The organism is Streptomyces sp. NPDC043176, from assembly GCF_056436715.1.
On the sequence record NZ_JBWKCA010000011.1, the window covers coordinates 198240 to 210280 of the forward strand.

The window sequence follows — 12041 nt, forward strand, 5'->3', positions numbered from 1 at the left end:
CCCCGGGCCCTCACTCCGCCTCACTCCGCCTCACTCCGCCTCACTCCGCGGCGCGCCGCTCCCCCTCCTCCGGCAGGACGGGGAAGCGGCGCGGCGCGAGGGTGAGGAGGACGAGGAGGGCGAGTGCGGCGGCGCCGGCCGCCCCCAGGTAGACGTAGTCGACGGCCGCGTCGACCGCGCGGCGGAGGTGGTCCAGGGCGTCGGCGGTGAGGGAGGCGGGGGCGTCGAGGGCGCGGGCGAGGGTGTCGAGGTCGGCGGTGCCGCCCAGGCGGGAGGCGAGGACGGAGTTGGCGAGGGCGCCGAAGACGGCGGCGCCGATGCTCTGGCCGACCTGGCGGCAGAAGAGGACGGAGGCGGTGGTGGTGCCGCGTTCCTCGTAGGGGACGGTGGACTGGACGCCGACGATCAGCGGGAGTTGGAAGAGGCCGAGGGCCGCGCCGAGGAGCAGCATGAGGAGTGCGGGCTGCCAGGGTTCGCCGGGGAAGGGCAGGAGGGGGAAGGCGAGGAGGACGAGGAGGGCGCCGGAGATGCCGAGGACGGCGGTGAGGCGGAAGCCGATGCGGGTGTAGAGGCGGTTGGAGAAGGCGGCGGAGACGGGCCAGCTGAGGGTCATCACGGAGAGGACGAAACCGGCGGCGATCGGGCCGAGGCCGAGGACCGACTGGGCATAGGTCGGCAGGAAGACGGTCGGGGCGACCATGAGCAGGCCGAGGGCGCCGAGGGCGAGGTTGACGGCGGAGATCGTGCGGCGGCGCCAGACCCAGCCGGGGATGATCGGTTCGGCGGCGCGCCGTTCGACGACGACGGTCACGGCGGCGAGGACGGCGGATCCGGCGAGGAGCCCGAGGGAGGGCGCGGAGAGCCAGGGCCAGGCGACCCCGCCCTGGACGAGGGCGGTGAGGAGCAGGGCGCCGGTCGCGAAGATGGCGAGGGCTCCGGCCCAGTCGATGCGGACGCGTTCGCGGGGGGCGGTGCGGGCGGGTTCGACGAGGTGGCGGCCGATCAGCCAGAGGGCGAGGAGGCCGACCGGCAGGTTGACGAGGAAGATCCAGCGCCAGTCGGCGTAGCCGGCGAGGAGGCCGCCGGCGGCGGGTCCGGCGACGGAGGACGCGGCCCAGACGGAGGAGAGCTTCGCCTGGATCTTGGGTCGTTCGCTCAGGGGGTACAGGTCGGCGGCGATGGTCTGGATCGTGCCCTGGAGGGCGCCGCCGCCGAAGCCCTGGACGACGCGGAAGGCGATGAGCGACGCCATGTTCCAGGCGGCGGCGCACAGCAGTGAGCCGGCCACGAAGAGGATCACGCCCGCGATGAGGACGGGCTTGCGGCCGAAGGTGTCGCTGAGCTTGCCGTAGACCGGGAGCGTGACGGTGACGGCGAGCAGGTAGCCGGAGAACAGCCAGGAGAACACGGCGAGTCCGCCGAGGTCGCCGACGATCTGCGGTACGGCCGTGGACACGATCGTCCCGTCGATGGCGGCCAGCCCCATGGTGATCATGAGTGCGGCGACGACGGGTCCCCGTCGCGCGGCGGCGGGGGTGGAGGGCGCGGGTGTCGGCTCGGCTCCGGCCCGGGTCGTCGACGGTTCCGTCACCGCGCACCCTTCCTTTCTTCGTACACCTAAATGTCAGGGGTCAGGGTCTCACTCGACCCCACGGTTGAGAACCCCTAGGGGCTTCTCCCCCATAGGGGCCAGGGGTCGTTCGTACCGGCGGAGGAGGTGGAGGGAGGCGGCGGCTTCTTAACTTGAACTTACAAACCAAGCCACTGATTCGAGGAGACACCGTGACTTCGGCTGTGACCATCCCCAGGCACGGGGGTACGGGAGAAAGCACGGCCGTCGCCGCGCGGGCGCGTCAGGTCGTGAAGGCGTACGGCGCGGGGGAGACCCGGGTCGTGGCGCTGGACTCCGTCGACGTCGACATCGCCCGCGGCCGGTTCACCGCGATCATGGGCCCCTCGGGGTCGGGCAAGTCGACCCTGATGCACTGTCTCGCCGGACTCGACACCGTGACCAGCGGGCAGATCTTCCTGGACGAGACCGAGATCACCGGCCTCAAGGACAAGAAGCTGACGCAGCTGCGGCGGGACCGGATCGGTTTCATCTTCCAGGCGTTCAACCTGCTCCCGACGCTGAGCGCCATCGAGAACATCACGCTGCCGATGGACATCGCGGGCCGCAAGCCGGACGCGGAGTGGCTGCGGCGCGTGGTGGACACGGTCGGCCTGTCCGAGCGGCTGAAGCACCGGCCGAACGAGCTGTCCGGCGGCCAGCAGCAGCGGGTGGCGGTGGCGCGGGCGCTGGCCGCCCGACCGGAGATCATCTTCGGGGACGAGCCCACCGGAAACCTGGACTCGCGGGCCGGCGCTGAGGTGCTCGGCTTCCTGCGGACGTCGGTGGACGAACTGGGGCAGACGATCGTGATGGTCACCCACGACCCGGTCGCCGCCTCCTACGCGGACCGGGTGCTGTACCTCGCCGACGGGCGGATCGTGGACGAGATGGAGCGGCCGACGGCCGAAGCCGTCCTCGACCGGATGAAGGACTTCGACGCGCGCGGGCGGACGTCATGAGCGTCCTCAAGACCTCGCTGCGCAACTTCTTCGCGCACAAGGGCCGGATGGCGCTCTCCGCCATCGCCGTCCTGCTGTCCGTCGCGTTCGTCAGCGGCACCCTGGTGTTCACCGACACCATGAACACGACGTTCGACAAGCTGTTCGCGGTGACCGCGTCCGACGTCACCGTCAGCCCGCCGAACGCCGACCCGTCCGACGAGACCCCGGACACCGGCCGCCCCGAGGCCCTCCCCGCCTCCCTCGTCGAGAAGGTGCGCAGGGCCGAGGGCGTCCAGGACGCCCAGGGCTCCGTCGCCTCCCTCGCCGTCACCGTCGTCGACGCGAGGAACAAGAACGTCGGGCCGACCAGCGGCGCGCCCACCATCGCCGTCAACTGGAGCCCGTACGAGCTGCGTTCGGTGGAGCTCACCACCGGCCACGAGCCGCGCGGCCCCACCGACGTCGTCGTCGACCGGGGCACCGCCGACAAGCACGGCCTGAAGCTCGGCGACACGCTCCGGACCATCGCCGCCACCGGCGACTTCACCACCACCATCACCGGCATCGTCGACTTCAAGGTCACCAACCCGGGCGCCACCGTCGTCTACTTCGAGACGGGCGCGGCCCAGCGCGGACTCCTCGGCAAGGAGGGCCTGTTCACGCAGGTCATGGTCGACGCCGAGCCCGGCGTCACCGACGACGCCCTCAAGGCGAACGTCGCCGCCGCGCTCGGCACCGGCTACGACCTGAAGACCGCCGCCGAGACCGCCGACGCGGGCCGCGAGGACGTCGCGAGCTTCCTCGACGTCATGAAGTACGCGATGCTCGGCTTCGCCGGGATCGCCTTCCTCGTCGGCATCTTCCTCATCGTCAACACCTTCTCGATGCTGGTCGCCCAGCGCACCCGCGAGATCGGCCTCATGCGGGCCATCGGCTCCAGCCGCAAGCAGGTCAACCGTTCCGTCCTCGTCGAGGCCCTGCTCCTCGGCGTCGTCGGCTCCGTCGCCGGTGTCGCCGCCGGTGTAGGCCTCGCCGTCGGCCTCATGGAACTGATGTCCTCGATGGGCATGGAGCTGTCCACCGACGACCTCACCGTCAGGTGGACGACCCCGGCCGTCGGCCTCGCCCTCGGCGTCCTCGTCACCGTCCTCGCCGCCTACATCCCCGCCCGCCGGGCCGGGAAGGTCTCCCCGATGGCGGCCCTCCGCGACGCGGGCACCCCCGCCGACGGAAAGGCCGGCCTGGTGCGGGGCACGATCGGGCTGCTCCTCACGGCCGCGGGTGCCGCCGCGCTGTGGACCGCGACCCGCGCGGCGGAGGCCGGACCCGGCTCCCTCTGGCTCGGCCTCGGCGTCGTCCTCTCGCTCCTCGGCTTCGTCGTCGTCGGCCCGCTCCTCGCGGGCGGCGTGGTCCGCGTCCTCGGCGTCGTCGTCCTGCGGGTCTTCGGACCGGTCGGCCGGATGGCCGAACGCAACGCCCTGCGCAACCCGCGCCGCACCGGCGCCACCGGCGCCGCCCTGATGATCGGCCTCGCGCTCGTCGCCTGCCTGTCGGTGGTCGGCTCCTCCATGGTCGCCTCGGCCACCGAGGAACTCGACCGGTCCGTCGGCGCCGACTTCATCGTGCAGAACGCCACCGGCCAGCCGGTCGTCCCGCAGGCCCAGGCCGCCGTGGAGAAGGTCCCCGGCCTCGACCACGTCACCGAGTACAAGTGGGTCGACGCCACGATCACCGACCCGAAGGGCGGCACCTTCGAGCACGGCCTCGCCGCCACCGACCCGACGTACCCGCGGGACCTGCGCCGCGAGACCGTCGCCGGCCGGCTGGCCGACGCGTGGGGCCCGGGCGCCATGTCCGTCGGCAGCGACTACGCGACCGAGCACGGCGTCAAGGTCGGCGACACCCTCGCCGTCGCCTTCGCCCACGGCGAGACCGTACGGCTGAAGGTCGCCGCGATCACCTCCGACGAGTCCAACGTCGACAAGGGCGCCATGTACACGGCCCTCTCGACCGCCTCCGCCGCCCTTCCCGCCGACCGGATGCCGCAGTCCACGCTGCTCCTCGCCTCCGCGCAGGACGGCCGCGACGCGGAGGCCTACCAGGCGATCAAGGACGCCCTCGCGCCCTACCCGCAGTACAAGGTGAGCAACCAGGCCGACTACAAGGAGGACCTGAAGGACCAGGTCGGCCAGCTGCTCAACATCGTGTACGGGCTCCTCGCCCTGGCGATCGTCGTCGCGGTCCTCGGCGTGGTGAACACCCTGGCCCTCTCGGTGGTCGAGCGGACCCGCGAGATCGGCCTCATGCGGGCCATCGGCCTCTCGCGCCGCCAGCTGCGCCGCATGATCCGGCTGGAGTCGGTGGTCATCGCCCTCTTCGGCGCCCTGCTCGGCCTCGGCCTGGGCATGGGCTGGGGCACGGCCGCCCAGAAGCTGCTGGCCCTGGAGGGCCTGGGCGTCCTGGAGATCCCGTGGCCGACCATCCTCACGGTGTTCGTCGGGTCGGCGTTCGTGGGCCTCTTCGCGGCCCTGGTCCCGGCCTTCCGGGCCGGCCGGATGAACGTCCTGAACGCGATCGCGACCGAGTAGCGGACCCGGCTCGCAGCGGTACGGCCCCGGTGGAGCTCCACCGGGGCCGCCCGTGTTTCGGAAGCGGCTGTCGGTGCACCGTCGTACGCTGGACACCCCGGCCCGTACGACGTGTCGGGCTGTTCGCGTTGCCCGCCTCCGGCACCCCTCGGGATGGACACCCTCATGAGCCTGCACGGTCTGCTCGATGTCGTCGTCAAGGACGCGGCCCTCGCCGAGGCGGTGAAGGCCGCCGCCGACGGGAACCGACCGCATGTGGACCTGGTCGGCCCGGCGGCGGCGCGGCCGTTCGCGCTGGCCGCACTGGCCCGTGACTCGGGGCGGCCGGTGCTCGCGGTGACCGCCACCGGCCGGGAGGCGGAGGACCTGGCGGCCGCGCTGCGGTCGCTGCTCGACCCGGACACGGTCGTGGAGTACCCGTCGTGGGAGACGCTGCCGCACGAGCGGCTCTCGCCGCGCTCGGACACCGTCGGCCGCCGCCTCGCCGTGCTGCGCCGCCTCGCGCACCCCAGGGACGACGACCCGGCCGCCGGCCCGGTCAGCGTGGTCGTCGCCCCCATCCGTTCCGTGCTCCAGCCGCAGGTCAAGGGCCTGGGGGACCTGGAGCCCGTGGCGCTGCGGTCCGGGCACACGGCCGATCTGAACGAGGTCGTCGAGGGCCTGGCGGCGGTCGCGTACTCCCGGGTGGAGCTGGTCGAGAAGCGCGGCGAGTTCGCCGTGCGCGGCGGCATCCTGGACGTCTTCCCGCCGACCGAGGAGCACCCGCTCCGGATCGAGTTCTGGGGCGACGACGTCGAGGAGATCCGCTACTTCAAGGTCGCCGACCAGCGGTCCCTGGAAGTGGCCGAGCACGGTCTGTGGGCGCCGCCCTGCCGGGAGCTGCTGCTGACGGACGAGGTGCGGGCGAGGGCCCGGGACCTCGCCGAGGCCCACCCCGAGCTGGGCGAGCTCCTGAACAAGATCGCCGAGGGCATCGCGGTCGAGGGCATGGAGTCCCTCGCCCCCGTCCTCGTCGACGACATGGAGCTCCTCCTGGACGTGCTGCCGAAGGGCGCCATGGCCGTGGTCTGCGACCCCGAGCGGGTCCGTACCCGGGCGGCGGACCTGGTGGCCACCTCGCAGGAGTTCCTCCAGGCGTCCTGGGCGGCGACCGCCGGTGGCGGCGAGGCCCCGATCGACGTGGGCGCCGCCTCGCTGTGGGGGATCGCGGACGTGCGGGACCGGGCGCGGGAGCTGGACATCGCCTGGTGGTCGGTGTCGCCGTTCGCGGCGGACGCGGCCGACGCCGACGGGGACACGCTGACGCTCGGGATGCACGCCCCCGAGTCGTACCGCGGCGACACCGCACGCGCGCTCGCCGACACCAAGGGCTGGCTGGCCGACGGCTGGCGCACGGTCTACGTGACGGAGGCGCACGGCCCCGCGTCCCGCACGGTCGAGGTCCTCGGCGGCGAGGGCATCCCCGCCCGTCTCGACGCCGACCTCGCCGAGATCTCCCCGGCCGTCGTGCACGTGTCCACCGGCTCCATCGACTACGGCTTCGTCGACCCCGCACTCAAGCTCGCCGTCCTCACCGAGACCGACCTGTCCGGCCAGAAGGCCGCGGGCAAGGACGGCCAGCGGATGCCGGCCAAGCGCCGCAAGACGATCGACCCGCTGACCCTGGAGGTCGGCGACTACATCGTGCACGAGCAGCACGGCGTCGGCCGGTACGTCGAGATGGTCCAGCGGACCGTCCAGGGCGCCACCCGCGAGTACCTCCTCGTCGAGTACGCCCCCGCCAAGCGCGGCCAGCCCGGTGACCGGCTCTACATCCCGACCGACCAGCTGGAGCAGGTCACCAAGTACGTGGGCGGCGAGGCGCCGACCCTGCACCGGCTCGGCGGCGCGGACTGGACGAAGACGAAGGCGCGGGCGAAGAAGGCCGTCAAGGAGATCGCGGCCGACCTGATCAAGCTGTACTCGGCCCGGATGGCGGCCCCCGGGCACGCCTTCGGCGCGGACACCCCCTGGCAGCGCGAGCTGGAGGACGCCTTCCCGTACGTGGAGACGCCCGACCAGCTGTCCACCATCGCCGAGGTGAAGGAGGACATGGAGAAGACGGTCCCCATGGACCGTCTGATCTGCGGCGACGTCGGCTACGGCAAGACGGAGATCGCGGTGCGGGCGGCGTTCAAGGCCGTCCAGGACGGCAAGCAGGTGGCGGTGCTGGTCCCGACGACCCTGCTCGTGCAGCAGCACTTCGGCACCTTCAGCGAGCGCTACTCCCAGTTCCCGGTGAAGGTGCGGGCGCTGTCCCGCTTCCAGACCGACACCGAGTCGAAGGCGACCCTGGAGGGGCTGCGGGAGGGCTCCGTCGACGTCGTCATCGGCACCCACCGGCTGTTCTCGTCGGAGACGAAGTTCAAGGACCTGGGCCTGGTCATCGTCGACGAGGAGCAGCGCTTCGGCGTCGAGCACAAGGAGCAGCTGAAGAAGCTCCGGGCCAACGTCGACGTGCTGACCATGTCCGCGACCCCGATCCCGCGCACCCTGGAGATGGCGGTGACCGGCATCCGCGAGATGTCGACGATCACCACCCCGCCGGAGGAGCGCCACCCGGTCCTCACCTTCGTCGGCCCCTACGAGGAGAAGCAGATCGGCGCGGCCGTGCGCCGTGAACTCCTGCGCGAGGGCCAGGTCTTCTACATCCACAACCGGGTGGACTCGATCGACCGGGCGGCGGCCCGCCTCCGGGAGATCGTTCCCGAGGCGCGGATCGCGACCGCGCACGGCCAGATGTCGGAGACGGCGCTGGAACAGGTCGTGGTGGACTTCTGGGAGAAGAAGTTCGACGTGCTCGTCTCCACGACGATCGTGGAGTCCGGCATCGACATCTCCAACGCCAACACCCTCATCGTGGAGCGCGGCGACAACTTCGGCCTCTCGCAGCTCCACCAGCTGCGCGGCCGCGTCGGCCGGGGCCGCGAGCGCGGGTACGCGTACTTCCTGTACCCGCCGGAGAAGCCGCTGACCGAGACCGCGCACGAGCGGCTCGCGACGATCGCCCAGCACACCGAGATGGGCGCCGGCATGTACGTCGCCATGAAGGACCTGGAGATCCGCGGCGCGGGCAACCTCCTCGGCGGCGAGCAGTCCGGCCACATCGCGGGCGTCGGCTTCGACCTGTACGTGCGGATGGTCGGCGAGGCGGTCGCGGACTACCGGGCGCAGATGGAGGGCGCCGTGGAGGAGGAGGCGCCGCTGGAGGTGAAGATCGAGCTCCCGGTCGACGCCCACATGCCGCACGACTACGCCCCCGGCGAGCGGCTGCGGCTCCAGGCCTACCGGTCGATCGCCTCCGCGAACTCGGAGGAGGACATCAGGGCCGTGCGCGAGGAGCTCACCGACCGCTACGGCAAGCTGCCCGAGCCGGTCGAGAACCTGCTCCTGGTGGCCGGCCTGCGGATGCTGGCCCGTGCCTGCGGCGTCGGCGAGATCGTCCTCCAGGGCTCCAACATCCGTTTCGCCCCGGTCGAGTTGCGCGAGTCGCAGGAGCTGCGCCTCAAGCGCCTCCACCCGCGCACGGTCATCAAGCCGGCCGTCCACCAGATCCTCGTCCCGCGCCCGACGACGGGCAAGATCGGCGGCAAGCCGGTGGTGGGCCGCGAACTCCTGGCGTGGACCGGGGAGTTCCTGACGACGATCCTGGGTTCGTGACGGTGCCGCCCGGACCGGTCCGCTGGGCGGGCCGGTCCGGGCGGGGTGCCGGTCAGAACTCGTCGAGGTCCAGGGCGCGGGCCAGGGCGGTGTAGCCGGCGTCGCTCAGGTGGAGGTGGTCGCCGGCGTCGTAGGCGGGGAGGACGCGGTCCGGGTGGGCCGGGTCGGCGACGGCGCGGTCGAAGTCGACGACGGCGTCGTACGCGCCGGAGGTGCGGACCCACTGGTTGAAGGCGTTCCGCTTGGCCTCGTTCTCCGGGCTGTCGTAGAAGGAGCCCGCGATGGGGGTGAGGGTGGCGCCGATGACCTTGAGGCCCTTGGCGCGGGCCTCGCGGACGAGGGTGAGGTGGCCGGCGATCAGCCGGTCGACGGAGACCTCGGGGGTGGGGCCGCCGGGGAAGGCGGGGCCGCTGCCGCCGATGTCGTTGATGCCCTCGAAGAGGACGACGGTCCGGACGCCGGGTTCGGTGAGGACGTCCTTGCGGAAGCGGGTCAGGGCGCTCTCGCCGGCCCAGGTGGTGTCGTTGACGACCTGGTTGCCGCCGATGCCGTGGTTGAGGACGGCACGGGGCCGTCCGGCGGCGGCGAGGCGTTCGGCGAGCTCGTCGGGGTAGCGGTTGTCCGCGTTCGCCGTGGAGCCGACGCCGTCGGTGATGGAGTCGCCGAAGGTGACGACGCCGTTCCGGCGTCCGGCCTCCCGGCCGCCGGAGACCTCGACGCCGGAGAGGTAGTACCAGGCGTCGGTGCTCTCCCCGAAGGCGGTTCCGGACACGTCGGCGCGGTGGTCGCCGTTCGCGCGGTAGCTGGTGGCCGTGGAGAACTGGTGGAAGGTGGCGGGCCCGGTCCCGCCCGCCAGGTAGAGGGTGACGGTCAGCGACTCGAAGGCCTCGACGGGGAGGTGCGCGGCGTCGCTGCGGAGGGTGCCGCCGGCCGGGATGGTCACGGACGGCCGGTTGCCGAACAGCAGCCGCCGTACGGAGCCGGGCTCGACCGCGCTGCCGTCGGCGGTACGGGCGACGGTGGCGCCGGTGATCCGCAGCGGGGTGGTGCCGTACCGGTTGGTGAGCTCGATCCGGGTCCGGGTGCCGCTCGTGGTGACGCGTACGACCTGGCGGACCGTCTGGTCGGCGAAGCCCTCCTGCGACCAGTTGGGGACGAGGGTCTCGACCGCCGTCTGCGGGGAGGCCGCCCAGGCGCCGCGCCATCCGCCGTCCGCGTGACGGCCCGCGGTCGTGCCCGGGCTCGTGGTCGCCGTCGCGGTGGTCGGCAGGAGGGTCAGGGTGGTCGTGGCGAGCAGGGCGGCGGCACTGCGCCGGAGGGTCGTGCGGGTGCTCATCTGGTGTTTCCCCCGTGGAGTTCGATCACTTGCGCCGGTGGGGCGCACATAGGTTTCAAGGCGCGATCGGCTCCGTCTATTCCCTTGTCTGGCAAGGGAAGTGAGGAAACGTCAGCTGTTGGGGGCGCCGAACACGGCGCCGGTCAGGGAGCGGAACACGTCTCCCGGGTCGCGGCCGCCGACGGGGTCGTCCAGGTTGTGGGTGAGGAGCAGGGTCGCGAAGCCGTGGGCGAGGGACCAGGCGGCGATGCCGGCGGTGCGGGCGTCGGGGACGCCCTTCAGGTCGGTGACGCCGGCGCGCAGTTCGGCGGAGGCGCGGTCCTTGGCGGCGAGGAGGGCCGGGTCGTCGGCGCGCAGCAGCTCCGGCTGGAACATGACGGTGAAGTGGGCGGGGTGGTCGACGGCGAACCGCACGTACCGCACACCGCGTTCGGCCAGCTCGGGCGCGCCGGCGAGGGTGTCGGCGAGCAGGTCGTGGCCCTGGGCCGCGATGGCGGTGAGGAGGCCGGTGCGGTCCTTGAAGTGGTGGGCGGGGGCGGCGTGGGAGACCCCGGCCCGGCGGGCGAGGTCGCGCAGGCTCAGTGCTCCGGGGCCCTCGGCGGCGATGACGTCGAGGGCGGCGGCGAGGACGGCCTGCCGCAGGTCGCCGTGGTGGTAGCTGTTCCGGCTCGTCATGGCAGCAGCCTAGCCCGTATCTAGTCATTGACAAGTTGCAGGGGCCGGGAGCAATCTAGTCAGTGACAAGTCGATGGTGCGAGGAGGACGTCATGGAACCCGTGAAGCCCCTGGAGACCCGGCCGGAAGAGGCGGCCGGCGCGGCCGGCCAGGCCGTCGAAGCGAGGGGGGCGGCTGCCCTGGCCACCCGAGCGGCGCGTACGGCCGAGGAGACCGCCGCGGCCGGGCGTACGGCCGACGAGGCCGCCCCGGCCGCGCATGCGGCCGGCCGGGCCGCCGAAGCCGCGCGGGCCGCCGAGACCGTGGAGCCCGGGCGCGTGCGCCAGATGTGGCATCTGCTCGAACCCCTGCACGCCCTGCTCTACTACGCCCCCGAGGCCTTCGACGAGGCCGCGGCCCTCGGCTACGACACCGCCGAGCGCTGGCCCTCCTACTTCGCCTGGCGGGCCGCGCCCCTCGGCGCCCCCGGGCCGGTCCCGGTGACGTCCGCCTTCTACAGCTTCAGCCCCGCCATGGTCGCCCGGTACGTCCCCGCCGTCTGGGAGACGGCCGCCCCGGCGGAGGTGCTCGCCGCCCGGCTGCGGGCCGTCGACCGCACCTACCGGGCCGTCCTCGGCGAGGACGCCGTCGAGAGCCCCGGACTCGCCGAGGCCGCCACCCTGGCCCGCCGCGCCGCGGAGGCCGTCCGGCCGCTCGGCCTGGCCGGACGGCCGCTCGCCGCCGCCAACGCCGGGCTGCCCTGGCCCGACGCCCCGCACCTCGTCCTCTGGCAGGCCGCGACGGTCCTGCGCGAGCACCGCGGCGACGGACACCTCGCCGCCCTCCTCGCCGCCGGGCTCGACCCGACCGAGGCGCTCGTCTCGTTCGCGGCGATCGGGGCCGCCCCCGAGCCCGTCTTCGAGAGCCGCGGCTGGTCCGCCGCCGCCTGGTCGGCCGCCCGCGCCCGCCTGACCGCCCGCGGCCTCCTCGACCCGGCCGGGGCCGCCACCGAGGCGGGCCGCGCCCTGCGCGCCGAGGTCGAGCTGCGCACGGACGTCCTGGCCGCCGAGCCCTGGGCCGCCCTCGGCCCGGACGCCACCGCCCGGCTCGCCGACCTCCTCGGCGGCCCGTGGCTCGCGGCCATCGGCTCCGGCCTGCTGCCCGCCGAGAACACCCTGGGCATCGGCAAGGTCTGACCCACCGGCACCGGC

General features: G+C 73.1%; 7 protein-coding genes. 4 read left to right on the plus strand and 3 right to left on the minus strand.

Annotation, left to right across the window (positions count from 1 at the left end):
• Positions 1 to 40: 40 nt before the first annotated feature.
• Positions 41 to 1591 (minus strand): MFS transporter, encoded by a 1551-nt coding sequence (locus tag AC067A_RS20145; RefSeq protein ID WP_479243833.1) that lies wholly within the window; start codon positions 1589 to 1591, stop codon positions 41 to 43.
• A 191-nt stretch (positions 1592 to 1782) separates the two neighbouring features.
• Between AC067A_RS20145 and AC067A_RS20150 the strand changes: the two genes are divergently transcribed.
• The 3 genes from AC067A_RS20150 (at position 1783) to mfd (ending at position 8840) form a co-directional block, all read left to right on the plus strand.
• On the plus strand, positions 1783 to 2571 hold the full coding sequence (locus AC067A_RS20150) for an ABC transporter ATP-binding protein (protein WP_479243834.1): 789 nt from the start codon (positions 1783 to 1785) through the stop codon (positions 2569 to 2571).
• Positions 2568 to 5141 (plus strand): ABC transporter permease, encoded by a 2574-nt coding sequence (locus AC067A_RS20155; RefSeq protein WP_479243835.1) that lies wholly within the window; start codon positions 2568 to 2570, stop codon positions 5139 to 5141. Before AC067A_RS20150 ends, AC067A_RS20155 begins: the two co-directional genes overlap by 4 nt.
• Positions 5142 to 5306: 165 nt before the next feature.
• Entirely contained in the window at positions 5307 to 8840 is a 3534-nt protein-coding gene (mfd, locus tag AC067A_RS20160; RefSeq protein ID WP_479243836.1) for a transcription-repair coupling factor, read from the plus strand.
• 52 nt (positions 8841 to 8892) lie between these two features.
• Here mfd and AC067A_RS20165 read toward each other — a convergent pair whose 3' ends face one another.
• Complete coding sequence (locus AC067A_RS20165) at positions 8893 to 10176, minus strand: SGNH/GDSL hydrolase family protein (protein ID WP_479243837.1); 1284 nt, start codon at positions 10174 to 10176, stop codon at positions 8893 to 8895.
• A 111-nt stretch (positions 10177 to 10287) separates the two neighbouring features.
• A complete protein-coding gene (locus AC067A_RS20170; RefSeq protein ID WP_479243838.1) occupies positions 10288 to 10851 on the minus strand; it encodes a TetR/AcrR family transcriptional regulator in 564 nt (187 codons plus the stop codon).
• Positions 10852 to 11177: 326 nt separating this feature from the next.
• Between AC067A_RS20170 and AC067A_RS20175 the strand changes: the two genes are divergently transcribed.
• The gene (locus AC067A_RS20175) at positions 11178 to 12026 is read left to right on the plus strand and encodes an SCO6745 family protein (RefSeq protein WP_479243916.1); all 849 of its coding nucleotides are present in this window, start codon (positions 11178 to 11180) and stop codon (positions 12024 to 12026) included.
• Positions 12027 to 12041: the final 15 nt, after the last annotated feature.

Bases quoted from the DNA above. Each gene is read 5' to 3' on its own strand.
- mfd (WP_479243836.1), top strand. From the start codon at position 5,307: ATGAGCCTGCACGGTCTGCTCGATGTCGTCGTCAAGGACGCGGCCCTC.
- AC067A_RS20165 (WP_479243837.1), bottom strand. From the start codon at position 10,176: ATGAGCACCCGCACGACCCTCCGGCGCAGTGCCGCCGCCCTGCTCGCC.
- AC067A_RS20170 (WP_479243838.1), bottom strand. From the start codon at position 10,851: ATGACGAGCCGGAACAGCTACCACCACGGCGACCTGCGGCAGGCCGTC.
- AC067A_RS20155 (WP_479243835.1), top strand. From the start codon at position 2,568: ATGAGCGTCCTCAAGACCTCGCTGCGCAACTTCTTCGCGCACAAGGGC.
- AC067A_RS20175 (WP_479243916.1), top strand. From the start codon at position 11,178: ATGTGGCATCTGCTCGAACCCCTGCACGCCCTGCTCTACTACGCCCCC.